Genomic DNA, 26,887 nt, shown 5'->3' on the forward strand with positions numbered 1-26,887 from the left:
GCTATACCATTTTCGTAGTTATGGCGAAAATTTCACCATACTTTAATCCTAGTGTATGAATATGAAACTGTGATTAATCTAAGCAGCATCATGTTGATTTTCATTGTTTTCAAGATCAAATGAGGCATCAATCAGCTTTCTAGTGTAATCACTTTTCGGGTTATGGAAGATCTCTTCCGCAGTCCCTTGCTCCATTACCTCACCCTTTTGCATGACCAATACACGATCAGAGAGTGCTTTAACGACAGAAAGGTCATGGCTGATAAAGAGGTAACCAATATTGTGCTTTTTCTGCAGATCTTTTAGCAAATCAATGACGGTTAACTGAACAGAGCGGTCGAGAGCTGAGGTTGGCTCATCAAGCAAAATGAAAGAAGGCTCAAGAATCAACGCGCGCGCAATCGCAATACGTTGACGCTGACCGCCAGAAAACTCGTGTGGGTAACGGTTAATAGATGCTGGATCTAGACGCACTTCACGCAGCACATCACGCGCCTTTTGCATTCGTTCCGCTTTGTTCATTTGAGGTTGATGAACGGTTAGTCCTTCAGTAATGATTTCGCCAACGGTCATACGAGGCGAAAGCGAACCGTATGGGTCTTGGAAAACCATTTGCACGTCTTTCTTCAGCGCAAAGCGTTCTTTGTCCGTCAGAAGCGCTAGGTCTTGCCCTTTGAACTGAATTTTACCCGTTGACGGCAGTAAGCCAATCAATGCACGACCAAGGGTTGATTTGCCGGAGCCAGACTCGCCAACGATACCTAGGGTCTCTCCTTGTTTTAACGCTAAGGAGATGCCTTTCACGGCTTCAAAGTATTCATTTTTACTCGCAATGAAGTGAGGTTTAACAAGAAACTTAACGCGGATGTCATCGGCTTTTAGCAGTTCAGTCGCATCTTCTTCAATTGGGTCTTTGCTGCCTTTTGGAATCGAATTAATCAACATCTTAGTGTAATCATGTTGCGGGTCTGAGAAGAGCGCTTCAGTGATGCCCTCTTCGACGACTTCACCTTTACACATGACTAATACTCGGTCTGCAAAGTGCTTCACAACGCCTAAGTCATGAGTGATAAATAGGATCGCCATGCCCATTTTAGCTTGAATCTCTTTAATCAGATAAAGCACTTCTGCTTGGACGGTGACATCGAGCGCAGTGGTTGGCTCATCAGCAATCAGGATATCTGGTTCGTTGATCAATGCCATGGCAATCATGATGCGCTGCAACTGACCACCTGAAAATTCGTGCGGGTACTTATCATAAGCTTGTTGAGGATTTGGTAGATGCACCAAATCGAACAGTTCAAGTACTTTTGCTTTGGCTTGTTTTTTACTTACAGGACGATGACACATAATGGCTTCTGCCACTTGAATACCAACGCGCATGTAAGGGTTGAGTGAAGTCATCGGCTCTTGGAAGATCATGCCAATACGATCGCCGCGGATGCTCTGCATCTGACGTTCGGTTTTATCTAGTATGGACTCGCCTTCGAAGAAGATAGAAGAATCTGAGTGCAAAATGGCATTGTCTGGCAGCAGTTTCATCAACGCATTGGTTGATACTGATTTTCCTGAGCCGGATTCGCCTACGATAGACAGTGTTTCACCAGCTTTGAGATCAAAGCTCACCTTCTTTACTGCATCGACGATACCATCGTTTGTCGTAAAACTGACAGATAGGTTACTCACCGAAAGAATGGTTTGTGTGGACATCACGTTTCCTTGTGTATCGAGTTGTTATTACTTTTATGCTGTCGCCTTGCCGTGGCAAATTCCTATGCCTTATCGCTCAAATGATCAATTATCTTGAACGATCAATTATATAGCTGAGTCGCTCCGGTTTCTGCAGAACTCATGGTTTGTAAATACAAGAACTGCTCATGAGCACGAGTGACATGATCGAGTTCTATCATCCACTCTGCATTTCTCTGAGCAGAGCAAAACGCTGCCATATGAGCCAACAAATCTTCACTGTGTTTGCTGAGCATCTGGCTCACTCGACCAATTAAATCGTGGCTTTCTAGCTGTAAAAACTGGAGTAGCGCATAAGATTGATTAAGAGCCGAGAACGCTTCTTGCTGCATTCCTAGTTTGTTTAGGATTTCAGATTGCGCCACGCTGGCATCGCGTAAACCACTCACTAAACATACGAACTGGCATGGCTTAGTTTGTTCATTTTCAAGAGCGGAGTGAATGTGATTTGGCAAATGGTTGAGCACATCTTCGTACAGACGATGGGCTTCAGGCCAGTGACCCTGCTCCATCAATTGCTCTGCTTTCAAGTAGCGCATCCAGCATTGCTCAATATTCATCTTCGTCTCCACAAAATTCGATTTGGATAGATATTAAATGAAATTAATTATCAATTGCAAGTGCGACTTATTAGCATTCTAAACTTAGAACAGCTGCTCGTAAAATGTGCAAACGAACCGGGGTGGAAGATAAATCACTTAAATTTAAACAAATAATCTCTACACTGAGGTAAAGACAATAAGAAAAGGAGGCAAGTATGGCAGTACAAAGATTGGAAGCTAAACAGCTGTATTCTGTAGCTGAGTTAGAGAATATGCCATGTAAGTCGACCAAGGAATTACCTCCGATTGACGAAATTGTTGGACAAGAGCGCGCACAAAAAGCGGTTGAGTTTGCTATGTCAATCAAGGAGAAAGGGTACAACATCTACGCCATAGGTCAGAATGGTCTAGGTAAGCGCACGATGATCCTGCGCTATTTAAACCGTCATCAACATGATGCTGCGGCACTATTTGATTGGTGTTACGTTGCAAACTTTGAAGATACGCGTATACCGAAAGTGCTTAAGCTGCCTTGTGGCATTGGTAATAAGCTGAAAGTGGATATTGAAAAGCTGATGGGCAAATTGCTTAACGCATTGCCACTCGCCTTCGATAACGAGATGTACTACAGCCGTGCCGATCGCCTAAAAAACCAATTGGCGAATAAGCAGCAATCAGAGTTAGACAGTATCAGTAAAGAAGCCAAAGAGAAGGGCATTAGTCTAACGATTACGGCGCAAGGCGATTACCAATTTGTGGCGATGAACGGTGAAGATCTGCACACCGAAGAATCTTTCGATGAGCTAAGTAAGAAAGAACAAGAGTATTTCGGCAGCAGCATTGATGAATTGGAAATCAGCCTGCGCAACATGGTTCGCGAGTTGACCGAGTGGGAAGACACGTTCAGTGAGAAGATCAAAAAACTCAACGATGACGTGACTCTGGATGTGATCACCCATTTCATTAAGCAATTGAAATTGGATTATGCAGAGTACCCAGAAATCAAAACGTACCTGACCGATCTGCAAAAAGACATTGTTGAAAATGCAGAGATCTTCTTGGAGCAGAGTGGAGAGCAAGGTGAGATTGCAACAGCATCTTTAGATAAGAAGCTTCCACGCCGCTACAAAGTAAACGTGTTGGTGAGTCGTAAAGATTGTGATTTCCCTATTGTGGTGGAAGAAAACCCAAACTATCACTCACTGTTTGGCTCAATTGAAACGGCGACGTTCAAAGGTACCGTGTTCACGGACTTTTCTTTGATTCGAGCTGGTAGCTTACACAAAGCGAACGGTGGTGTGCTGCTGATGGATGCACAAAAGGTGCTGGAGCAACCTTATGTGTGGGATGGGTTGAAGCGCGCATTGCGTTCTCGCCAATTGAGCTTCACTTCGCTAGAGAAAGAGGTGACGTTGACGGGGGCGGTTTCGCTCGATCCTGAACCGATTCCATTGGATATCAAGATCATCTTGTTTGGTGATTACCGCACTTACCAATTGCTACAGCACTACGATCCAGAATTTGGTGAACTATTCCGTGTTACAGCTGATTTCGAAGATGAGATGAAGCGTACACCGGACTCGGAACTACAATATGCACGCTTTATTTCAAGCGTGGTGAACGACAATAATATGCTGCATTGCGATAAGAAAGCCATCGCACGCATCATTGAATACAGCTCTCGTTTGTCTGGTGACCAGACGAAGATTTCACTGCACTCTGCCAACATTGCAAACCTATTACGTGAGTCTAACTACGTGGCTCGCCAAGCGAACTCCAATATGATTCGTATCGGGCACGTAGAAGAGGCGCTGAGTAATCAGGAAATGCGAGTGAGTCGTTTGCAAGACAGCGTGATGGAAACCTTTGTCAACGGCACGACTTTGATCCATACCGAAGGTTCTGCGGTAGGGCAGGTAAATGCATTGTCAGTGCTGAGCACCAGCGATCACATGTTCGGTGCACCTAACCGAATTACAGCGACCACTTGTTACGGTGATGGCGACGTGATTGATATCGAGCGAAGCGTTGATCTTGGCGGCAGCATTCACTCGAAAGGTGTGATGATTCTGTCGGCTTATCTATCGTCTGTATTTGGTAAGACGGCACGTGTTCCACTGACAACCACGATTACTTTCGAGCAATCATATGGTGGTGTTGACGGTGACAGTGCGAGTATGGCGGAGTTCTGTGCGGTAGTATCGGCATTCTCGAAGCAGCCAAACCGTCAGGACATTGCTATCACAGGTTCGATGAACCAATTTGGTGAAGCACAGCCTATCGGTGGGGTAAATGAGAAGATCGAAGGTTTCTACGATGTGTGCGAAATTAAAGGTCGTCACGATGGACAAGGGGTGATTATTCCGCGCTCAAACGTACATAACCTGATGCTTCGTTCTGACATTGTTAAAGCGGTAGAGAAAGGGGACTTCCATATCTGGGCAATCGACCATGTTACTGAGGCTGTTGAGCTGTTCACTGGCAAAGCGGCGGGCGAAGCAACAGATGAAGGCACATACCCAATCGATACTATTTTTGGTTTGGCACAAGCTAAGCTCAATGCGTTGAGAAAATAGGCGCTTATTAACATAAAAATTGATAGAAAAGCGTACAAATTTTCATAACTTGTCATAACGACAATATCCCGTCGCACTTGACGGGATATTGTCGATAAAGTTATGAAATTGATGGCTTTTCGTTCTGGACAAAAGTGTGATCTACCTCTAGTATTTGCCTCCTTGTTTATTCGTCTGGGAATAATCCCATCGCAAGGAAGCCAACACTCAAATACCTGAGGTTACTCATGCAGCTATCACTGAAAAACTTGTCGGTACGTACGCAAGTTTTGGTTCCAGTTTTATTCACCGCGATCACTCTGTTTATTACATTGTGGATCACTCAAAACAACCTAGAAGCAGAGCAAGAATTGGTTGCTTCTAACTCCGATTCTCTTGTGTTCTATAAAGACACATTAGCGAAAATCGATGATCAAGTTTACCCATTGCGCATAAGCGCGGTTTACGCGATCTATGATGCTTCTCGTCGTGATGCATTCCTTGCTGATCTAAAGTCAGGCGCGAAAGCGATTGATATCGATCTTGATCTTGTTGATGAGCGCGGCACGTTCAGTAAAGAAGCGCAAAAAGTACGTCAAAGCATCGATGCATACATTGATTACTCAACACGTGCTGTAGAGTTCTTCAACCGTCATGATCGTGGTCTGGTTTCTGATAGCGAATACACAAACTTCATCTCAGGTTACCGCCGTGTTGGTAACGAAATGGTGGCAACCATCAACGCACTATCACAACGTGTGAATGAGATTGCGACTGAAGCAACTGCAGCAAGCGCTCGTGAGCATACTCGCGTACAAAACAACGCAATGATCTCTGTGATTGCGGTATTTGCGTTCTCTTTGCTGGGTGCTTGGTTCCTATCTGGCATGATTGTTACGCCAATCCAAAAACTGCAAGAAGTGATGCGTAAGCTAGCAGGTGGTGACCTGTCAGTGCGTGCAGACATTGATGGCGACAACGAAATTTCTCAGCTAAGCAAAGACGTAAACCAAACAGCGAAACAGCTTCACGATACGGTTGATCAATTGATGCGCATCAGTGAAGAAGTGGCGTCTGCTTCAACAGAACTTGCAGCGGTAATGACGCAAGCTGAAGCGAATGCACAACAAGAATTGGCTGAAATCGAGCAAGTTGCATCAGCGGTTAACGAGCTAGCAAGCACAGCAAACAATGTGAGTGATAACGCGACATCTGCAGATGCGACTGCGCGTGAAGCTGATGGTCTAGCACAGTCTGGCTTGTCGATCTTCCAAGAGAGCGCTCAAGCAAGCGAGCAGATGTCTCAAGCACTGAACGATGCAGCACAAGTGGTATTGCGCCTAAAAGAGCAGTCTGTTCAAATCAACGATGTGATTGAAGTGATTCGTGGCGTATCTGAGCAAACTAACCTTCTCGCACTGAACGCAGCGATCGAAGCTGCACGTGCTGGTGAATCTGGTCGTGGTTTTGCTGTCGTAGCAGACGAAGTTCGTATGCTGGCAGCGCGCACTCAAGACTCAACGCAAGAAATCTCATCAATTATTGAAGAGCTTCAAGCGCAGTCTGGTCTTGCAAACGACAGCATGCAGGTGAGCCTAGAAATGCTTAACCGTAATAACGAGCTGACGCAACAAGCGAACGATGCGTTGATTGGCATTACAGAGTCTGTTGCAAACATTAACGATTCAAACACGCAAGTGGCGACTGCCGCAGAAGAGCAATCTCAAGTAACTCAAGACATCAACCGTAACGTGGTTAACATGTCTGAACTGGTAAACCAAAACGTAGCAGGCATCAGCCAAAGCGCGAGCGCAAGTACAGAGCTTTCTCACCTTGCCGAGAAACAGAAAGAGCAATTGAGCTTCTTTAAACTATAAGCAATCCGCGCCAATTGATATTACGAGAATCCCTAAGCGAAGGCTTGGGGATTTTTTTATCCATAATTCCAGCATTTTATTGAGCTTGCTTATCAATACGATAAACATAATTTGTTGGCTGAAAGTTACTGATATCTATAACATTCCCGCCCATTTTACAAAACTTGACGTGCCCTCACGTCTTTTATTTTTTTTATTGGTTCGGAAATGCAGAAATTATTAAAAAACCTGTCAGTCAGAATGCAGGTACTTTTGCCAGTTTTGGCAACGGCGTTAGCAGTGGTTATTGCTCTGTGGTTCACACGTAATGAGCTGCAAGTAGAGTTAAAACGCAGTACGGAGAATAGCGAGTCTGTCATTCTGTACAAAGACCTATTGTCAGAAATCGACAACTTGGTTTATCCCCTTCGAATTAACGGCATTTACGCCATGTACATCCCTGAGCGTCGTACAAATTACATCAATGAGCTCAACAACATCGCAAAAGAGATAGACAATAAGGTAAGTCAAATTGGTGCGAACCCAGCTTACCATTCGCAAACTAACGATGTGCGTGAGAAAGTAAGCGCATATATCGAGCAAGCACATCGAGTGATTGATGCTGTGACAAAATACGATCAAGGTTTACTCAGCGCAGATCAGCGTGAGGAGATGATCACTCAATACCGCCGTGCAGGTAACGACATGGTTACAGTAATGAATGCGTTGTCTAAGCGTGTTAATGAAGTTGCTGCAGAAAGCATGGCAGAAAGTGAACGTCAAAACCTACGTGTGCAAGACAATGCGACGTTCACGATTCTGTCAGTGTTTGCCCTAACGCTTATCGGTGCATGGTTACTGTCTGGCAAGATAGTGACACCAATCATCAATCTACAAGGTGTGATGCGTCAGCTTGCCCAGGGTAATCTGAACGTGCGTGCGGAAGCGGATGGTGAAAACGAAATGGCGAAACTAAGCCAAGATGTAAACCTAACCGCAGAACAATTGCGTAGCACCGTAGATCAATTGATGCGTATCAGTGAAGAGGTTGCTTCGGCGTCAACCGAACTGGCTGCTGTGATGACTCAAGCAGAAGCTAACGCGCAACAAGAGTTGATCGAGATTGAACAAGTCGCGTCGGCAGTCAATGAATTGGCAAGTACCGCAGACAATGTAAGCAGTAATGCAACAGCAGCAGACTCCACGGCACGTGAAGCTGATGGCTTGGCGAAGTCGGGCTTGTCCATTTTCAAAGAGAGTGCACACGCTAGTGAACAGATGTCAGAAGCACTGAACGATGCAGCTCAGGTGGTTCAGCGTCTTCAAACTCAGTCTGAGCAAATCAGCAACGTGGTTGAGGTGATTCGCGGTGTATCAGAACAAACGAATTTGTTAGCGCTGAATGCTGCGATTGAAGCCGCTCGTGCAGGTGAATCCGGACGTGGTTTTGCGGTCGTAGCGGATGAGGTTCGTATGCTGGCTGCTCGCACTCAGAAATCAACACAAGAGATCCAATCCATCATTGAAGAACTGCAAGCGCAATCGGGTTTGGCGAATGACAGCATGCAAGTGAGCTTAGATATGTTGTCTCGCAACAACGAGTTGGCTCATCAAGCGAACCAAGCGTTGGTGGGAATTACAGAGTCTGTTGCAGACATCAACGACTCAAATACACAAGTTGCAACGGCGGCAGAACAACAATCTCAGGTGACTCAAGACATCAACCGTAATGTGGTCAATATGTCTGAACTGGTCAACCAGAACGTTGCTGGTATTAGCCAAAGTGCAAGTGCAAGCAGCGAGCTGTCTAAATTGGCGGAAAAGCAAAAAGAGCAATTAAGCTTCTTCAAATTGTAATTTGAGCAGAAAAGCAAAAGGCACCGACTATCGGTGCCTTTTTGTTTTGGGTGCTGAGGAGGGTTATCCCTTCAGCTTCAGTTTCGTGCCATCAAATTTAAGATGGCTCAATAGGTTCTTTGCATTTGCTTTGCCGAAGTCATCAAACTCCATGCCATATCGCGCATAATGTGTGGATTTCTGTAAGTTGCAGATTCGCCCTTTGAGTGGTGCGAGCATACGCCCATTCCCGGGCATCGCGATATCCAACGTGACAAGATCACCAACTTGAAGTGTTCGGCTCATCGGTGAAGTCACAAAGCGACAACCGCTTTTTGATAGATCTCGAATTTCGCACTCTGCACGGAATTGTTCAAACTGGAGTCGAGAGCGTAAGTTCACTTCATATCGCACTTCTTTTCTCAATTGGTAGACCTGCATGGTATTTGGCAAGCCTAAAACTAAGAGTGGATATGGGTCTCCAAGGCGATGTTGAAGTTGTGCTCGAAAAGGAATAACAGCGCCTTCACCACGGTGTGAATAAGCTTTCACGTTAATCCAAAATCCCTCTTGAAAATAAAACTTTAAATCGTCATCGGAGATATTTGGGATCTCAATTAGCGCGGTATTGTTGGAATGACAGCCCATAAAGGTGCTGGTGGTGATGAACTTAGTCCCCACGGGCGTCGTAACATTCAATGTCACTTCACTACCGTGCTCCACCATTGCCATTGCATCAGTGCTGTTTAATGTTGTTGCCTGACGTTCAGGTGCATTTTTGCTTGGCTGAGACGAACGATTGTCCCTTGCACTCGTCATCATATTTCTCATTATTATTGTCGTACCTAATGTGAGAAGACGTTTCGCGCTATGTTATGGTAATACTAAATTACTAGACTATTGCGTGGATATCATTCTATGCAGTCGCATAGCGAGTTTCAATAAAGCACAAGTGAAAAGTGGGGCACGGATAATGCAGAAAGTGACACAAGACACAACAAGCCAAATTTTTTGGGTCGATTTGGAGGAAAACCTCAAAGCGAAAGTGGTTTATAAGCTCGATGAGCAAGATATGCATATCATTTCAACGCTTATTCCTGAAGAAGTAAGAGGGAAGGGGTATGGCAAAGTGATGATGGAAGCTGTTTTACCAGAGATCGAAGCGCAAGGTTATCGCATTGTACCCGTTTGCCCATACGTGATTAAATACATGGCAACGCACCCTGAATGGGCACATTTACTCGCATAATGGAGCCAATGAATAATCCGCTTTATCAGAACATCGGTGACGAGCTAGCGCTTGGCACTCTAGAGCACATCGATGTGATTCAATCTTTATGGGGCGGTTATGGGGAGTTAGTTCGACTGACTTTTCCAGACCGTTCCGTTATCGTAAAACACGTCAAATTACCAAGACCGTCACAACATCCGAGAGGGTGGAATACAGACCGCTCGCATCAACGTAAACTGCATTCTTATCAAGTTGAAGTGAGTTGGTATCAGCACTTCAGCCAACCTGTTGATGAACGTTGTCGAATTCCACAAGGATTGAAGTGCTTTCAGAATGAAACAGAGTGGTTGATTGTGATGGAAGATCTGGCTCTGGCGGGTTATCCAAACGTCGTCAAAGACGCGACCAAAGGTCAGTTAAAAGCTTGCTTGACGTGGTTAGCCAACTTTCATGCGCGCCATATTGGGGTTCGCCATGATGAACTTTGGCAAACCGGAACCTACTGGCATTTGCAAACGCGACCGGATGAATTGGTTGCGTTACAAGATAATAGGCTCAAGCAACGCGCGGAGAGCATTGACCAAACGTTGCGTCAGGCTCGGTTTCAAACTTTAGTGCATGGTGATGCCAAGCTGGCAAACTTTTGCTTTAACGAACAAGGCTCAGCGGCGGCAGCGGTAGACTTCCAGTACGTGGGGCATGGCTGTGCGATGAAAGATGTTGCGTTGTTTATGAGCAGTGCAATCGAGCCGAGTCAGTGTACTGAGATGGAGTCTTGGGTGTTAGATAACTATTTTTCTGCGTTAACGAATGCGCTGAATCACTACCAGCCCGACCTTGATAACAACGTCGTCGAGCAAGAATGGCGACCATTGTTCGCACTTGCTTGGGCTGATTTTCAACGATTTGTGAAAGGATGGAGTCCAGAGCACTGGAAAATTAATCCCTATACGGAATCACTCACCAAACGCGCCCTCGATGAGCTCGATTTAGGTTCTCACCAGTAAATAAAAACTCCCAGGAAATGGCTGCGTTATACCCAAGCACCTTTAGGTTACTTGGGTATTGGTGCTTTGGGAGGTTTATCGTTAGTGTTGGTTAGTTTTTCGGTTTTTTGATGCGAGCCATACTGTAAGTATTTATAAACTCACCATCACGAAAAGATGCATCGACAAACTCGCCTTCTATCTCGAAGCCATGTTTTTTGTACAAGCCAATGGCTGCCTCATTGTCTGAGTTTACTTCAATATGTATGCGTCTTACATTCAACCAATTATCCGCCAACTCGGTGACCGTCCTGATCAATGCGCTGCCAACCCCTAAACCGTGGTACTTATCATGAACACCAATACCAAATGATGCGGTATGTGATGTTCTTGGACGCTGTGAGTGATGAAAGCCTATATTTCCGACTACTTTGCCATCGATCTCTGCGACATAGCTATACACACCTGCTGGTATCTTCGATAACCGTTCGACCCACATAGCGACAGATGGCTTAGGGAGTTGCAGGGTTTCACGTTGTGCTTTTGGTTGTGAATAAATTTCGACTAGCGCAGCAGCGTCTTCAACAGTGGTTGGACGAACGATAATTTCCATGCTTCTCTCCTTTGTAGTTTTTTGGAATTAACTTCAATCTAACGAGAGAATTCTGTTTTGAATAGCATTTTTTGAACTTTATAGGCTAAATCGCTTTTAATTTAGTGGGTTATCGAGTGCTTATTTCAACTTTTTATAGTGAATTATCATTGAAAACACCAATGAGAGTGATTTTGTGTTGAATTTTTATACTAAAGAACTTCACCTTTATGGGGAATAATGGTGAAGTTGCATACCCAAGTAACCTTGAGATGCTTGGTTCCGCGAGAATGACTTGGTTTGTAGATGCGGCGGCGATTTAAAGGTCTAGTGGGTCTAAATCAAGAATCAACAACAAAGTATATAAGCCAAGGTCCTTACTATTTGCAAAGAGTGCCCTTAGGGAGGGGTCATTGACTCGATCTCTGCTTCAAACAACTTGGAAAGAGCTCGCCGTTCCAAGTTGTTTTCCTTGACCTCGAATCAATGACAACGCTCTGAGTCCAGCATCTTGAAGTTGCTTGGGTATATTGATCGAAATAAAGCCATTTCACCAAAATGTGAACTGGGTATCTGCAACGAGTTGATTTTAATCAAGACAGGTTGGAGTTACCTCTTATGGGGTATGGGGAGGCCGCCTTTTTAACGCTATTTATGCTTAACTTATTTAAGAGCAATTAGAGCGTAGTTGAGGAATATAATAATGAAATCCTCTCAATCAAAAGTCTCGCAAAGTCGGCGACGATTCCTGCGTGACACCGCACGCACTGCGGCTGGTGTTGGTGCTGCGGCTTGTGTTCTTGGCTTGCAGTCAATGCAAAGCCAAGCGCGAGAAACTAAAGGCGTACCGATTCGACCTCCTGGCGCGTTACCTGAAGGTGAATTTGAGTCGGCTTGCATCCGTTGCGGGTTGTGCGTTCAAGCATGCCCTTACGACACGTTAAAGCTTGCTAGTTTACTGTCTCCTGTCGCAACAGGTTCTCCTTACTTCACTGCGCGTGATATTCCATGCGAAATGTGCGAAGACATCCCTTGCGTCGTCGCTTGCCCAAGCGGGGCTTTAGACCATGATTTAACGGACATTGACGATGCAAGAATGGGAACGGCTGTGCTTATTGACCATGAAACCTGCCTCAACTGGCAAGGTTTGCGCTGTGATGTTTGCTACCGCGTATGCCCGCTGATTGATGAAGCGATAACGCTAGAAAACATCCGAAATGATCGAACGGGTTATCACGCTAAATTGATTCCAACGGTTAATTCTGATGTGTGCACTGGTTGTGGTAAGTGTGAGCAAGCATGTGTGCTAGATGTTGCGGCGATTAAAGTTGTTCCAACAGATTTAGCCAAGGGAAAAGTTGGTAGTCACTACAATTTTGGCTGGCAAGAAATCGACAAGCCGCTCGAAAACGTATTGCCTGAAGAAACACCTGTGCCTAGTGGTGCTCTAGAGTCGCTTAAAGGAGGTCAGTGATGGCCAAGAATTTAGCGCAAGATGCTGGCAAAGAAGCTGTCGAGAAGCTTGGCTGGTGGCAAGCGCATCGTTTTCTTATTGTTCGCCGATTGTGCCAATTGACGATCATTGCTCTGTTTATGGCCGGTCCCACATGGGGTATTCTGCAAGGTAACTTATCTTCGAGTATGTTGCTTAATACAGTGCCGTTAAGCGATCCTCTGATTGTTCTCCAATCGCTGGCGACAGGTCATATCCCAGAGTTTAATGCTCTGCTAGGGGTTGTGATTGTCTTAGTTTTTTACGCGATTCTTGCCCCGAGAGCGTTTTGTGCTTGGGTGTGCCCTTTGAACATTGTCACAGACTTTGCGGCGTGGTTGCGCAGAAAGCTTAACCTTAAAGCGAGCTACCGTTGGTCGCCGAATATCCGTTATTGGTTGATCCCTGCTCTAATGCTTGGCAGTGCGATATCAGGTTCTGTACTTTGGACATGGTTGGACCCCGTCGCCGCCCTTCATCGAGGCTTAGTCTTTGGCATGGGTGCTGGATGGGTATTGATACTACTTGTGTTTGTGCTGGATTTACTCTTGGTTGAGCATGGTTGGTGTGGTCACTTGTGCCCTCTGGGAGCAACGTATGGCGTAATTGGTAGTAAGAGTTTGTTGCGAGTGACGGCTGTTCGTCGAGAAGATTGTACCAAATGCATGGACTGTTTTTATGTATGTCCTGAACCAGATATTCTGCGCCAACCCCTCAAAGAGGGTGACCGACGAGTCATGGATCAAACTTGTATGAGCTGCGGTCGATGCTTAGATGTGTGCCCTGAAAAAGTGTTTGAATTCCAAAACCGACTCAAGGTGAAGAACATTGATTAGTGGTCCAGTTAAGCTGACGCTAGGAAAGGTGGACCACTAAAAGAAGTGAAATCACTCTGGATTCTGGAGTGATTTCAGACGTGTTTTTTCAATATTGATGATACCAGGATTACCGACACGCACCGTTTGCAACAGATGCTTAATCCACACTGGTAGCGATGGTGAGAGACGATAATGAATCCAAAGCCCATGGCGTGTGTCTTTTAAAAACGTGGTATCACGCAGTAATGCCAAGTGGCGAGATACCTTTGGTTGGCTCTCATTTAGTGCATTTTTAAGATCAGTCACTGTCAGATCTTGCTCATCTTCCAGCAACATCAAAATTTTCAGACGCAAGGGATCGCTCATCAGTTTGAAGAAACTGCTTGGGTCCACATGACTGGTGTTTTCTTCGCTATTTAACAACAAAAACAAGCTAATACGTTCGACCAACTCTTTTGCCGTATTCTGGAATGGTTGAATACCATCAAGCGGTTTTGGGTCGGTAAGATTCCAGTGTAGCTGGTCGATATCTTGTTCGAAGATGACACATTCGTCTTTTGCGTTATCGCACAGCGTGATAACGAAATCGTAGTGATTGTCTTCGACTTCTGCGTAATCTTTTGAGCGTAAACCTTCGCCACTCATTCCGTGGCTTTGTAATACCTCAAATACTCTTTCATCGACCTCACTAGGATGAAGACCTGCGCTGTCCGCATGAAACAACTCCCCCGCCATGTGATTGAAAATTGCCTCGGCAAGTTGCGAGCGCGCGGAGTTACCTGTGCAAAGGAACAAAACTTGTTTTTTCATCATATCAAATTAGGAATTGCAGAGACTTACGTCAAAATGAACGTTGATTGGCACAGTATAACCCTGCCGGTGTGTAACAAGAAGCACGTATCTTTCCTTTATCTCATCACCTATCTCATCATCACGATGTTGCGGTTCAATGTTGGTGTCTAGAAATACGGAATAATTTTGTAAAATATACTTTAAAAATAGTCACATAAAATCGTTTGATAAACGAGGAGATGAATCTGCTTCTTAAGCTAACATGATGAAATAAAAAAGAAAGCCAAGCAAACGAGGAAATAATAATGATATTGCGAATTTGTTACATTTGGCGGTATGATGGCGGCTTCATATTCTAAGGACACATCATGAGCACGTCACCGAAAAGCTGGAGAACACCACAAAACTTTCTTCTGCTGATTTCTATTATCGTTCCTATCGCCTTCTCGACTTGGATGGCGCTGTTAAATAACTTTGTCATTGAAAAAGCTAACTTTGATGGCGCAGATATCGGGTTACTACAGAGCGTGCGAGAAATCCCTGGCTTTCTAGCCTTTACCGTCGTGTTTGTATTGCTGTTTATTCGTGAGCAGCGCTTTATGTTGGTGTCGTTGGCAATGCTGACGTTAGGGACGGCAATAACAGGTTACTTCCCATCTTTATTTGGACTTCTTTTTACTACCCTGTTGATGTCGACGGGCTTCCACTACTTTGAAACGTTAAAGCAATCTTTGTCGCTGCAGTGGCTCTCTAAAGAAGAGGCGCCAGAGATGCTGGGTAAATTCATCTCGGTTGGTGCGTTGGCTTCACTCTTTACTTACGGTGCGATTTGGGTGCTGTTAGAGCAACTTAAGTTCGATTTCAAAACCGTTTACCTACTTGCTGGGGGGATTGGTTTTGTCTTGATTATCGTGATGGCGTTTGCTTTCCCTGAGTTTAAAACCGAAGTACCACAAAATAAGAAGCTGGTTTTACGTAAGCGTTACTGGTTGTATTACGCTCTGACTTTTATGAGCGGGGCGCGTCGCCAAATTTTCACCGTATTTGCTGGCTTTTTGATGGTAGAGAAGTTCGGTTATTCGGCTGCGGACATTACGTTACTTTTCCTTATTAACTACGTCTTTAACTTTTTGTTTGCTAAACGTATTGGACGTTTTATCGGCGCTGTTGGTGAGCGTAAGGCTTTGATGTTCGAATACGTTGGTTTGATTTTTGTTTTTGTTGGCTATGGTTTGGTTCAAACAGCGGAATGGGCAGCTGCGCTTTACGTTATTGATCATCTGTTCTTCGCGTTAGCATTGGCGATCAAAACGTATTTTCAAAAGATTGCCGATCCTGCCGATATGGCTTCAACTGCCGGCGTGGCGTTTACGATTAACCACATTGCAGCTGTCGTCATCCCAGTTACTTTCGGGGTGATTTGGTTGGTATCGCCATCAAGCGTATTTTATATAGGCGCAGGCATGGCGGCGGTGAGCCTGTTGCTTTCGTTGAACATCCCAGCCAAGCCGCAAGAGGGTAATGAAACACGCGTGTTGAGATGGAACTGAGTTAGTGCTCACTTCTCAATAAATGAGATGTTAGATACAAAAATGGGATGCTGCGGCATCCCATTTTTTATTGTTAGTGTTGCGGTATTACAGCGGATACCAGAACAGTTGAGCGTCTAATACTCGTTTAGCGATTGCTGCCGCAACAATAACAGCGATGCCCGCCATACACAGCATGTCTGCTTTAGTTAGCGGTTTTAAGCTATACCAAGTGCGAGATGAGTGACGACCAAAACCACGTAATGTCATTGCATTGGAGATTTGGTCTGCGCGATCTAGGCTAGAGAAAATCAACGGCCCCAGAATCTTGGCGACATTCTTCATTCGAGTAAACAACGGTGCTTTCTTACTAAGTTCTACGCCACGAGCTTGTTGTGCATGCATGATATTTACAAAGTCTTTCTTCACCTCAGGTAAGTATCGTAAGGTCAAACTGACGGCATAAGCGATTTTGTAAGGCACTCCCAAACGGTTCAAACTTGCCGCAAACTCAGTAGGATGTGTCGTAAACACAAACACCAAAGCGATAGGGAACATACTGAAGTATTTCAGCGTTACCGTTACAAGGTAAAACAAGGTTTCCTGAGTCAGGGAGTAGTTACCTGGCAATGAGAATAAAACGGTCGTTGACCCCATGTACTCAGTGCCTTGTTGTGGGGCTAATGCAAACATAAACAATGCGTTGATAAGCAATACACTACCTGTACCAATTAACAATGGCTTGTATACGTGGAATGGCACCTTAGTCATTTTGAGCAGGGCAAGACCGACAATGATCAATAATGCGATGATGCGTAAATCGAATGTCGTCAGCACTACTGTCACCCAAGCGATAAACATCAAGAACTTAGTGATGCCGTTCAGCTTGTGCAGTGGCGACTGTGTATCAATATAGTTGATACCAAACTTCATTTTGTTGTCTTTCATGCCACTACTTTCTCAACGTTTTCTCGTGCTTGAACGGTAATCTCAGCTTCGGTTTTGTTTGCTCGCCTCGCTTTCTCTACATCGATAAAGTGCTGCATAAAGCCGTTCGTATTCTCAATATTCAACTTAGTTGCGAGTTCATACAAACTGGTGGTCGTTAAGTTTGCTTGATCTAACAGTGCAGGGTCGCTGAAAACTGCCGTCATCGGCGCGTCAGCAATGAGTTTGCTGTCGGCAATCACGATGGAACGAGTGGTGTACTCCAAGACTAAATGCATGTCATGAGAGATTATCATCACGGTGATGCCGAGTTCTCTGTTGAGTTTCTCGATAAAGCTCAGCATCGATGTGTAGTTGCGGTAATCTTGACCAGCTGTAGGCTCATCAAGAATCAATAGCTCAGGTTCTAGCACCAAAATAGAAGCAATGGTTACGCGTTTTTTCTGACCGTAGCTAAGAGCTTCAATTGGCCAATGACGGTATTTACTGAGACCGCATAACTCTAAGACTTCGAGTACTTTCGCTTCGACTTGTTTTTCTTCAACACCACGGTTGCGCAGACCAAATGCCACTTCATCAAAAATCATGTGATGTGAAATCATATGATTTGGGTTTTGCATGACTACGCCAACCTTTTGGCTGCGTTCGAAGATGGAGAGTTCACTAAGGTCTTGACCATTTAGCGACATCGAGCCTTGATCAGCTTCGATAACGCCCATCACCAACTTTGTTATCGTCGATTTACCAGAACCATTTTTTCCCAAAACAGAAACGAACTCGCCACGTTTAACATCAAAGCTGACGTTTTCGAGGGCATTTTTCTCGCCGTCATAAGAATAGGTTAAGTTACGCACCTCTAGCAGTGAGTCGAGTGGGGCGGCTATTGAAGTCTCTTGTGAAGTGTTAAACCAAGAGTCGACAGCTGCTTGGTACTGAGCCAGTGGCAACGTATCTAGGCTTGATGGTTTCGCGTCACCTTCAATCGCGCAGCCCGCTTCTTTCAATGCAGAAAGATACAGAGGTTCACGAATGCCATATTCTTCCAGCAATGGGGACGCCAAAATTGCATCAGGTGTTGTATCGGCAATGATCTCACCACTTTCCATCAAAATAACGCGATCGACAGAACGGTGCAGCACATCCTCAAGACGATGCTCGATAATGATGATGGTTTTCCCTGTTTCACGGTGCAAGTCATCGATGATTTCAATGGTCTTTTTACCGGTTTTCGGGTCGAGTGCCGCTAGAGGCTCGTCAAACAGTAGGATATCGACATCGTCCACCAAAATACCAGCCAAAGAAACACGCTGCTTCTGACCACCAGATAGATCATGAGGGGAGCGGTTTAGCATTTGTTCTAGGTCGACCATTTTCGCCGTTGCTTTGACTAACGGGTACATGTCGATGTTAGAAGTGAGCTGGTTTTCTAGTGCAAACGCGATGTCTTCGCCGATGCTTAACCCAACAAATTGGCTATCTGTATCTTGTAAAACGGTGCCAACTTGCTCGGTGTATTGGTGCATGTCAAAAGGGGTTGTGTCTTGACCATTGATGGTCAGTTTGCCACTGTTCTCCCCTTTGATTGCGTGTGGGATTAGTCCGTTAAGACATTGGCCAAGGGTAGATTTACCACTACCACTTGGACCGATAATGACGATTTTCTCTCCTTTCTCTATCCTTAGATTGATATTTTTTAGCGTCGGTTTGTCCAGCGACTCATATCTAAAAGAGAAGTTAGAAAATTCGATTGTCATTCGACATTAAGCCTCTGTTAAGTTGCGGCTTTGCTTGTTACGTTTTGCGACAGACTTAAGAATGAAGAAGCCCACAATAGCAATAAGAATGGTGTTACCAGCTGCAATGATAGATAGCTGAGTAAATACCTTAGTGAACGGTTCTGCGTACAAGATGGTGTCTAGGAAGGCTGAGCAACCGTAACCAAATACGTTACCCAATAGAGCAAGTACCACGAATAACACAAAGTCTTTCATATTGAAATCACCTTTCTCCAAGCGGTTACGCGTCAGAGAAGGGAAAAGACCGATAATTAAACCGACAATACCTGAACCAAGTACCCAAGTAAGCCATACCCCCCAACCTGCGAACAGGTCAGTGACCCAGTGGCCAATAAAGCCAACCAAGAAGCCCACAAGAGGACCGAATAGTACTGAGAACAATGCTAATACCGCCATTGCTGGTTTTAGCGTCGTGTTTGCAAATACTGGAATACCGAACATTGGCAGACCACCGATGCCGTACAATGCAGCACCGATTGCAATAACCACAACGGTTTTAGCGGAAAGATTCATAGATAACCTCAGTTCAATTGTCGATTTTAAAGAACGTTCACTTGCTTTTTGTATAGCGCTGATTGTGTAACAAAGTTAAGAAACAACCAAGCTGCTTATTGTTTGCTCTGTTTTTCTTCAAGAAATGTGTGATTGGATTCACGCACTCTATTGACTGGCTTAGTTTTTCAGCAAGCATCAAAAATAAGGCGCGCATTATACAGAATATTGATAAAAGTGGGAATGCTATCTGTCTGGATGGCTAGAATGAAATCAGGGGCTAACTGTCAGCCCCTGATTACACTTTTTAATGCGATTTTTATCGATAAATTAATGGTCTAAGTATAGGTAGTTTTGCCAGCTCTTCATTCGAATGAGAACCTTACGCATGATGGAGACATGAGTGAAGCTGTCAGAATAAACGGCAACCTCTACCGCCGTACCCATAGGCAGGTGATATTCAGCAAGGTCATCGGTAATTTTCAGCGTCACGAATACACGACCGCTGGTACGCAATGCCTCTGTACCAAGCAGGGAGCCACGAGCTTGGAATTGGCTTTCGCCGATGGCTGGCAATACATCAACAACCTCACCTTTAAAGACTTTGCCCGGTAGCGCGCGGAACATAAATTCCGCTTCAAATCCCGGTTCTAAACGCTGTAGTGAGTTTTGGCGAAACGCAGCGGTATAGAGTTTATCTTCGGTATGAACAAAGGTCATCACTGGAGCAAGAGGCAATGGTACTGCCATAACACCAGGACGCAGTGCGAGCTGGGTAACATAGCCATCAGTAGGAGCTGTAACGACGGTCTGTTCTAAGTTGAACTCTGCTTGGCGAAGTTCTGCAAGCAATGAAGCGACTTGGGTGTTTTCACCACCCACTTCAGAATCCAGCGCGATTTGCGCTTGTTGTTGCTTAGATTGTGCGACTTCCAATGCGGCTTGTGCGGCTTTGTATGCTTGGCGTCGAGTATCCAATTGCTGCTCAGTGAATGCTCCGCGATCAAAACCGCGTTGATAACGGTCAAATTCTCGCTGTGCTTTGTCACGCTCGGCAAGCGCTTTGATAACCGCTGCTTCCGCTTCTTGCACGCCAGACTCAAGCCCAAGTGCACCTTGGCTTGCCTCTTTCACTTTTGCACGTAACTTATCGACTTCTGCTTGGAATGGAATCGGGTCGATACGGAAAAGAACGTCGCCTTTTTGTAGAGGTTGGTTTGGTTGTACAGGCACTTCAATGACGCGCCCACGAACGCCTGACACCACTGGTGTGGTAGAGAATACTTGATTACCAATTTGTGTGAACGGGTGGTTATAGTTCATCAACAAGATTAGTGTGCCGACCAATACAACGCCGCCAAGCACAGCGGTTGGCACTGTCCATTTGTTAAGTGGAATGTTAAAGATTTTGAAAATGGCGATACATAATGCGGCGTAAGTCAGAACCAGTAGTAAATCCATTATTGCTCCTCCTTACCTTGTTCTTTTTGTGCAGGAACACTTTGTGCAGGTTTTTGATCTTTGAGCGTTGAGACTTCTTTTTTCAATTCATTGACTTCGTCAATTAGCTCTTCGAGACGATGATGGATATCATGCGTTTCTTGCTCGAGTTGTTTGAAACCCCATCCGCGTTCTTTGCGCCATAAGGTTGCCCAGATCCACAGAAATGGCCAAAGAGCATGAAGTGTGAAAAGACTGACCCAGCCTGCATAGTGAATGGCGTCTTGATGAGGGTGTTCACGTTCCTTCGCTATTTCATAAGGAATATCGTGAATGACAATGATCCCGTAGAAGATAACCAGAGCAACGAAAATGAGTAACCCAAGTGCAAAATAGTCTAGAAACATCTTACTTCCCTGTGCTTGTTGCTAAATAGAAAAACTTACGTAAATTAACTGTTTAAGTATTTGATAGAACAATAGGTGGATCAAGTAATTTATAATTTGATACACAGTTATTGAGAGATACGGCATGGAATACTAAGGAGTGAGTAGTGCATTATTCTGGTGAACTTGCCGCGATAAGTGCAGCCATCGTTTGGGCGGTTGCGACTTGGATTTACAGCCAATTCAGCCACCGATTTTCAGCAATGCAGTTGAACATAGTAAAAGGTGTGATCGCCTCAATGATGATGGTGGTTGTTATTCCTTTTCTACCTCAAGGTATACCTGCGTACATTGAGCCGTTACATCTCGCGGTGTTGGCAATTTCTGGTGTGATTGGTATTGCTGTTGGTGACAGTGCCTATTTTGCTGCATTAAAGCGCATTGGCCCGAACAAAACATTACTCTTAGAATCCCTTGCACCGCCTTTATCCGGCGTGCTTGCCATGGTTTTTCTTGGGTCTGAACTCACACTACAAAGTTGGCTGGGCGTGGTAGTGACCACGGTTGCGGTTACGTTTGTGGTATTTCAACCATCAACCTCGGGAGCGGCAACAAACTGGAGCGGTATCGGATTTGGGTTACTCGCGAGTGTGTGCCAAGCCTCAGGTGTGGTGATCTCTCACTATGCGTTGGTTGCGGGCGATCTTCCACCGCTGCTCGGTGCTCTCATTCGTCTTAGTATTGGCGTGTTGGCAGTGTGTTTGGTGGTGAAAATTGTCGAACCGGCGCCGTTTAGCAGCATTAAACAGCACCTAAAAGCAATGGGCAACAAAGCGCTAGTTTGGCTGTTGTTGGCAATTTTCGTGGGGACATTTCTGGCATTATGGTTACAACAAATCGCGTTGAAATACGCTAACCCCGCCATTGCTCAGACGTTAATTGCAACCAGCCCACTGTTTATTTTGGTGATTTATGCTCTGCGAGGAGAAAAGGTCGGCGTGAAGAGTATGCTTGGTACATTAGTCGCACTTGGCGGTATTTCTTTGTTTTTTCTTTAAGCTTGTCATTCGGCTTATAAAAACGCCCCAGTTGTTGCTGGGGCGTTTTTTATAGTTCAGTGCAGACTTGGTTTCGACCATTGGCTTTGGCGCGATATAGGGCTTTGTCGGCGCGATAGAAGGTACGTTGCGTGTTCTCTCCCTCCCGATGTAAAGTAATGCCTATCGACACGGTCAGACCGCGTTCACCAAGAATCTCATGCCACCCAAATTGGTAAATACGTTCTCGGTAGTTTTCTGCGTGCATTTCTGCTTTGTTCACTTCGGTGTTCTCTAAAATGACCAAGAACTCTTCTCCACCGAAGCGCACACACGATGAACCGCGGAACTTGAAGTAACCTGAGAGTTCTTTCGACACATTGACGATCGCCTTGTCACCAACAAGGTGGCTGAGTTCGTCATTAATCGATTTGAAGTGGTCAATGTCGATCACCATAAGTGCAAATGGCGTGTCGTGCAGCAGCAGATCTTTTAGTTTCACTTCCAACCAACGTCGGTTATGTAAAGAAGTCAGCGGATCGGTGAATACATCTTGTTGAAGCTGAGCTACGGTATTTTTGTGTTGCTTGGTGGTCTCTTTGAGTTCTTTGTTTTCAATCTCAGACAGAATGAGTTTTAGTTGCAGCTCAAAGCGAGTGAGGCGGCGCAACTGTGCTGGTCCCAACTCACTAATCGGAATATGTTTGACTAAGTCAGACTCAACTCGAAAAGCTTTCTTCTCGTAGTTTAACGCTTCTTTGAACAAGCCTTGCGACGCGCATACTTGGCTCATTGCATTGTAGAATCGGTTCGCAATAAGTGGTGAGGAGTGCTCATTAATGCGTTTGCCCGTTGATGCCAGCAGCAAGTTCGCTAAAGATTGATGACCGACCTCATTTAAGCAGTAAGCCGTTTCAATTTTTACCATGGTTGAGAGCCAGTAAGTATGTTGCTTGCCTGTCGCATACTGGATTTGCGAAATCGCAAGTAAGGCCTGTTCATATTCCTTTTGGAGACGATATAACTTCGCGCGATATAAATGAATTTGCCCAGTTAAGTTCTTATCACTTACTAGGATACTCAGTTCTTCGCATTCACTTAGTAGCTCGGTTGCTGCGCCGATGCGTTGCAGGCTGATGTAGCACGCTAGCATGTAGAGTTTGTAACGCAGTCTTAGTGAACGGCTACCGATTGCATGGTCAATCGCGTCGATTTTCTGGTAATAACGTAGGGCACGATTATGATCCCCATACGCATCACAAAGATTGCCCATACCAATGATGGCGAGAACATATTCATCGATATAGCCGTACTCAACGGCGATGTTGGTTGAGGCGATGTATTCGGTCAGTGCTGCGTTATAGTCTCCTTTTTCTACCAAGCGATCACTTAGACTCGCTTTTACCGATAGGATATCTTCTACATCCTCTGGGAGTTTTAGTAGATCAAGCGCGAGACGTAGCTCTTCAATACTCTCGGTTAACTGTTTAATCTTGCTACGATATTCAGCACTAATGATGTAGCAATGCGCTTTTTCTTTGTTGGTCGAGGCGATATGAAGGCGAATGTGCTCCCACAGAATCAATGCCTCTTCACCGGCGACAGAAGAGGGATCCATTCCCGCATCAGTGACCTTACTAAGCAGTTGTTCCATTCTTCAATACCTCAATATGGCTTTCTTCCAACTGCTCTAAGGTGAACGGGAAGGTTAGGATGTCCTGTAGATAAAGTGTCGGTTTTGGACCATCAAGACCACGACGCTTCCAAGGATAGATGTCTAACATCGAACACACGGTTTGATACAGATCTTCTGCCGCTTGGTCTTTTTCTGCGATAAGCATGGCTAAGCGATCGCTGCTTAGGCGGGAAATTAAATCACTGGAAGTGGTCAATGAGTGAACCAGTTCGGTACAAATATCGAGAAATGCGGGCTCAGCGTGGCGGATCATGATGATCGCATGATTAGAGCGTTTTAATTCGGTCTTAAACAGAACCAGTTGTTCCCACCAGTAAGTTTCTGATACTACATTTGAGAACTGCTTTTCTGGGTCATATTCATGTTGAGCACGGATACGATTGATGAGCTTTCGTGCTCGCTGTTCTAACTGGCGTTTTGAGCCTCGTGCTTTGTCCATGCTCACTCGATGCGTTTGCTCTTTCAGCATTTTGAGTGCGTGTTTGCGGTATTTCTGGAACGCTTGGAAAGCACCTTGATAGTCACCTTGCTCTTCCGCTACGCGCGATTGTTGGAAACAAATTTGACTGAGCAATTCGCCGTTATCAAACGCGAGGGCGGATTGTTCTGCTGATTGCAGTAGCTCAGATGCACTTTCGGTATTTTTACGTAGTAATTCGAGTCTTGCTCGGCTGATGAAAGAATGCGCTTTCATCCACGTAAGATCTTGTTCAATTGCGAGCTGGTGGGCTTTTTGAGTAGCTTCTTCCGCTGCGTCTAAACGTTCTAAACCCAGTAGAGCGAGACCTTTGAAATCCCAGATTTCTGCGTGCCAAGTGCTGTCTTCGTGATCTCGAAGTACTTCGGTCGCACCGTCGAGCACTGTTAGCATTTCGACAAAGTTATTCAGCAAGTAGTAATCCCAAGCAAGCAGGATTCTGGCTTTCCCTTCTAGCCAAGCTATGCGAACGTTGTTTGCCACTTTTACCGCGAGCTCATGGGTTGAGGCGGCAAGTTTGTGTTCATTGGTGATTCGCCAAACATTACCAAGACCAATCAAAGCTTCGATTTGAATCTCGATATCGTCGACTAGCGCAGACTGCTCTAGGGCATTAATCCAGTATTGCTGAGCAGAGTAGTACTTAGCTTGTCCCCAGTATTGTAGGGCAAATAAGTGAAGTATTTTAGGTAAGTGGTCGTCAGTGTCGAGTTGAATTTGAAGGTTATAGGCGTCTTTAACCAGCTTTAAGCCGTGTCGATAATCCATGCTACACCAGCAGGCATGGGACATAACAATAAGCGCACGAATCTCACCGTCAACAAACAGAATTTGTTCTGCGCGTATCCGGCATTGTTCTGCAATTCGAAATGCGCGCTCAGGATCAGTTTTTATCTGACCTTCAAGCGCAGTTAGCTCAGTTTCGAGCTGAATTTGGCTTTTATCCAACGTTCACATCCATGACTATAGAACTGGAATTTACACCTAAAAACAAGTGGTTAGATGCGTTTATCATTTCGGTGTGGAAAATCGCCACACCAATAAGGGATCGGATACTGTAATGTATACCGTGTTCAGCGCTTACTTACCACTTCTAAATGAGTAAACTGTTAAATAGTCATGACAACAATTGTTTGATCGTTAGTGGTGCGTCGGTGACTTTCAGTCTCTGAGCGGCAGTGAGTCCTTGCTTATCCTGATAGCACAAATTATGCCAAGCTCTGAATATATCTAAAAGAGGCAATATACCAGCAGGTCTTAATTTGCGACGTGGCTCGTTGATGAAGCTCTCAAACAGCAGTTGGAAACGGTTTTGATAGAATTGGATGTGGCGAGTTGTTGCTACATTGAACCAAGCCTCAGGTTCATTTTTATCACCAGCTAGATAACAAATACCTTTGTTACATTCGTATTGACTAGAAATCGCCCAGCGATCTCGCCACCAACTCATATAAGCGATATCTACCTTACCAAACGGGGCATTCATATCCCAAATTGCGTCTTCTTCTACGTACATAAGATCGACGTTTTTCTCTTGAATACGAGACAAACAGACGCTCAACGCCGCTGAGCGGAGCAGGGGATCTTGTGGCATGTAGATCGATACGCGTTTTTCTGGGCAACACATATCCAATACATGAAGATAGTGTGCGTAAGAGGTATAAGGTGGACGAATTAAGGCACCTTTAGACGGATAGTGGAAAACAGAGAGATTTCCCATTGGATCTTCGACGTTACCACGGGCCAAAATCGTTTGGTATTTCTGATCGATGCGCTCACGCAGCTTTTTTGATGGCTCTGGTGGTGGTTCACTTGCTTCAGCGGTGTATTCTTGTGATACAAAGCGAGAGACTTCATCGTATGGATTGTGATCCAAGGACGCCACTGGCTCATCATCAGATGAATAGTTCACATGCTGACAAAGAATGTAGCCCGAATGTGCCTCACCAGAAGCAATCCAATACACGCCATTATTACTATGGGGTTGCAATGCAACGTAGCTAGAAGCGAGCTCATAATGCTGCGCGTGGTTTACCCAGCGTGCATCAATGGTTGCAAGCTTACGGCGGCAACGACTAGCAATGTGATCAACATGATCGTAAAAGGTTTTTGGATTGATGCTCAGTTTACGGCAGATTTCTCGGACGGAATATCCCGTGAACAGCAAGCCCATTAAGTTTTCTTGAAATTGAAGCTTTTTGTTGGCACCAGACCATTTATCGACAAAAGTACTTTGACACACTTTACAGCGGTAACGTTGGCGATCGCCACTGTAACCAAAAGCGTGATAGAGGTGTTTATGAGTGTGGACAGAAAGTCCGAAGTTGTCGCAGTCATCATTGCGACAAGCAGGTAGTCCATCACTGTGGACGTGTCTCAAACGATGAAGTTCGTTGACCACATCGCGGTTGTTAAGTAAGGGGGGGAAAGCTCCACATTCACGGCACACCATCGCCGGACGTTTAGGGTTAGCATGCTGCAAGACGTAACGCTTTGCATCACTCAATCCAAAGTTGTCACACGCCAATGTTTTACAAAAGTTGAGTTGTAACCCATCTGCGTCCTTTGGCAGTTCGCCGTTAGACACAATCGCCCCCTCGGGATAATTCAGGCAGCCGGTCAGGCTCCGGCTGCAA

Annotated in this window: 22 protein-coding genes; 9 read left to right on the forward strand and 13 right to left on the reverse strand. The window is 45.1% G+C overall.

The features are described from left to right. Positions 1-78: 78 nt before the first annotated feature. Together QMY49_RS21115 and QMY49_RS21120 are read right to left on the reverse strand one after the other, a co-directional pair. On the reverse strand, positions 79-1,710 hold the full coding sequence (locus tag QMY49_RS21115) for an ABC transporter ATP-binding protein (RefSeq protein ID WP_005452912.1): 1,632 nt from the start codon (positions 1,708-1,710) through the stop codon (positions 79-81). A 101-nt stretch (positions 1,711-1,811) separates the two neighbouring features. Continuing rightward, positions 1,812-2,309 (reverse strand): hypothetical protein, encoded by a 498-nt coding sequence (locus QMY49_RS21120; RefSeq protein WP_005452911.1) that lies wholly within the window; start codon positions 2,307-2,309, stop codon positions 1,812-1,814. A gap of 197 nt (positions 2,310-2,506) precedes the next feature. Between QMY49_RS21120 and QMY49_RS21125 the strand changes: the two genes are divergently transcribed. The 3 genes from QMY49_RS21125 (at position 2,507) to QMY49_RS21135 (ending at position 8,559) form a co-directional block, all read left to right on the forward strand. Beyond that, a complete protein-coding gene (locus QMY49_RS21125) occupies positions 2,507-4,867 on the forward strand; it encodes a Lon protease family protein (RefSeq protein ID WP_017189598.1) in 2,361 nt (786 codons plus the stop codon). A 227-nt stretch (positions 4,868-5,094) separates the two neighbouring features. Beyond that, the gene (locus QMY49_RS21130) at positions 5,095-6,723 is read left to right on the forward strand and encodes a methyl-accepting chemotaxis protein (protein ID WP_005452908.1); all 1,629 of its coding nucleotides are present in this window, start codon (positions 5,095-5,097) and stop codon (positions 6,721-6,723) included. A 207-nt stretch (positions 6,724-6,930) separates the two neighbouring features. Further along, positions 6,931-8,559, forward strand: coding sequence for a methyl-accepting chemotaxis protein (locus QMY49_RS21135; RefSeq protein WP_252045373.1), 1,629 nt, complete (start codon positions 6,931-6,933; stop codon positions 8,557-8,559). Positions 8,560-8,622: 63 nt separating this feature from the next. Here the strand turns inward: QMY49_RS21135 and QMY49_RS21140 are convergent, their stop codons facing one another. After that, positions 8,623-9,369, reverse strand: a complete 747-nt coding sequence (locus tag QMY49_RS21140; protein WP_017189597.1) for a flagellar brake protein — start codon at positions 9,367-9,369, stop codon at positions 8,623-8,625. 142 nt (positions 9,370-9,511) lie between these two features. Between QMY49_RS21140 and QMY49_RS21145 the strand changes: the two genes are divergently transcribed. Both QMY49_RS21145 and QMY49_RS21150 read left to right on the forward strand, forming a co-directional pair. Continuing rightward, complete coding sequence (locus QMY49_RS21145; protein ID WP_101959848.1) at positions 9,512-9,787, forward strand: GNAT family N-acetyltransferase; 276 nt, start codon at positions 9,512-9,514, stop codon at positions 9,785-9,787. Then, positions 9,787-10,776 (forward strand): phosphotransferase, encoded by a 990-nt coding sequence (locus tag QMY49_RS21150; protein WP_009697885.1) that lies wholly within the window; start codon positions 9,787-9,789, stop codon positions 10,774-10,776. The genes QMY49_RS21145 and QMY49_RS21150 overlap by 1 nt, the downstream gene beginning before the upstream one ends. Positions 10,777-10,867: 91 nt before the next feature. Here QMY49_RS21150 and QMY49_RS21155 read toward each other — a convergent pair whose 3' ends face one another. After that, positions 10,868-11,368, reverse strand: coding sequence for a GNAT family N-acetyltransferase (locus QMY49_RS21155; protein ID WP_188014551.1), 501 nt, complete (start codon positions 11,366-11,368; stop codon positions 10,868-10,870). A 682-nt stretch (positions 11,369-12,050) separates the two neighbouring features. Here QMY49_RS21155 and napG point away from each other — a divergent pair. Then, positions 12,051-12,821 (forward strand): ferredoxin-type protein NapG, encoded by a 771-nt coding sequence (gene napG, locus QMY49_RS21160; protein ID WP_005452896.1) that lies wholly within the window; start codon positions 12,051-12,053, stop codon positions 12,819-12,821. Next, positions 12,821-13,675, forward strand: coding sequence for a quinol dehydrogenase ferredoxin subunit NapH (gene napH, locus QMY49_RS21165; RefSeq protein WP_017818501.1), 855 nt, complete (start codon positions 12,821-12,823; stop codon positions 13,673-13,675). Before napG ends, napH begins: the two co-directional genes overlap by 1 nt. Positions 13,676-13,726: 51 nt before the next feature. Here the strand turns inward: napH and QMY49_RS21170 are convergent, their stop codons facing one another. Further along, a complete protein-coding gene (locus QMY49_RS21170) occupies positions 13,727-14,470 on the reverse strand; it encodes a metalloregulator ArsR/SmtB family transcription factor (RefSeq protein WP_009697883.1) in 744 nt (247 codons plus the stop codon). 347 nt (positions 14,471-14,817) lie between these two features. Here QMY49_RS21170 and QMY49_RS21175 point away from each other — a divergent pair, with 347 nt between their 5' ends. After that, on the forward strand, positions 14,818-15,999 hold the full coding sequence (locus QMY49_RS21175) for an MFS transporter (RefSeq protein ID WP_009697882.1): 1,182 nt from the start codon (positions 14,818-14,820) through the stop codon (positions 15,997-15,999). An 87-nt stretch (positions 16,000-16,086) separates the two neighbouring features. Here QMY49_RS21175 and QMY49_RS21180 read toward each other — a convergent pair whose 3' ends face one another. The 5 genes from QMY49_RS21180 to QMY49_RS21200 form a co-directional block, all read right to left on the reverse strand. Further along, complete coding sequence (locus tag QMY49_RS21180; protein WP_005452891.1) at positions 16,087-16,926, reverse strand: energy-coupling factor transporter transmembrane component T family protein; 840 nt, start codon at positions 16,924-16,926, stop codon at positions 16,087-16,089. Then, complete coding sequence (locus QMY49_RS21185; RefSeq protein WP_017189592.1) at positions 16,923-18,680, reverse strand: ABC transporter ATP-binding protein; 1,758 nt, start codon at positions 18,678-18,680, stop codon at positions 16,923-16,925. The genes QMY49_RS21180 and QMY49_RS21185 overlap by 4 nt, the downstream gene beginning before the upstream one ends. Positions 18,681-18,686: 6 nt before the next feature. Beyond that, entirely contained in the window at positions 18,687-19,235 is a 549-nt protein-coding gene (locus QMY49_RS21190) for an ECF-type riboflavin transporter substrate-binding protein (protein ID WP_005452889.1), read from the reverse strand. 309 nt (positions 19,236-19,544) lie between these two features. Further along, positions 19,545-20,675, reverse strand: coding sequence for an HlyD family secretion protein (locus QMY49_RS21195; protein ID WP_005452888.1), 1,131 nt, complete (start codon positions 20,673-20,675; stop codon positions 19,545-19,547). Beyond that, positions 20,675-21,061 (reverse strand): DUF3302 domain-containing protein, encoded by a 387-nt coding sequence (locus tag QMY49_RS21200; protein ID WP_005452887.1) that lies wholly within the window; start codon positions 21,059-21,061, stop codon positions 20,675-20,677. The genes QMY49_RS21195 and QMY49_RS21200 overlap by 1 nt, the downstream gene beginning before the upstream one ends. Before the next feature lie 146 nt (positions 21,062-21,207). Between QMY49_RS21200 and QMY49_RS21205 the strand changes: the two genes are divergently transcribed. Then, a complete protein-coding gene (locus tag QMY49_RS21205; protein WP_009697878.1) occupies positions 21,208-22,098 on the forward strand; it encodes a DMT family transporter in 891 nt (296 codons plus the stop codon). A gap of 49 nt (positions 22,099-22,147) precedes the next feature. Here QMY49_RS21205 and QMY49_RS21210 read toward each other — a convergent pair whose 3' ends face one another. From QMY49_RS21210 to QMY49_RS21220, 3 genes are all read right to left on the reverse strand, one after another. Next, entirely contained in the window at positions 22,148-23,731 is a 1,584-nt protein-coding gene (locus QMY49_RS21210) for a GGDEF domain-containing protein (protein WP_033008588.1), read from the reverse strand. Further along, a complete protein-coding gene (locus QMY49_RS21215; RefSeq protein ID WP_114092098.1) occupies positions 23,715-25,199 on the reverse strand; it encodes a hypothetical protein in 1,485 nt (494 codons plus the stop codon). The genes QMY49_RS21210 and QMY49_RS21215 overlap by 17 nt, the downstream gene beginning before the upstream one ends. Before the next feature lie 169 nt (positions 25,200-25,368). After that, on the reverse strand, positions 25,369-26,838 hold the full coding sequence (locus tag QMY49_RS21220; RefSeq protein WP_005452883.1) for a hypothetical protein: 1,470 nt from the start codon (positions 26,836-26,838) through the stop codon (positions 25,369-25,371). Positions 26,839-26,887 lie beyond the last annotated feature (49 nt).

The organism is Vibrio harveyi (assembly GCF_030060435.1).
Classification (GTDB): domain Bacteria; phylum Pseudomonadota; class Gammaproteobacteria; order Enterobacterales; family Vibrionaceae; genus Vibrio; species Vibrio harveyi.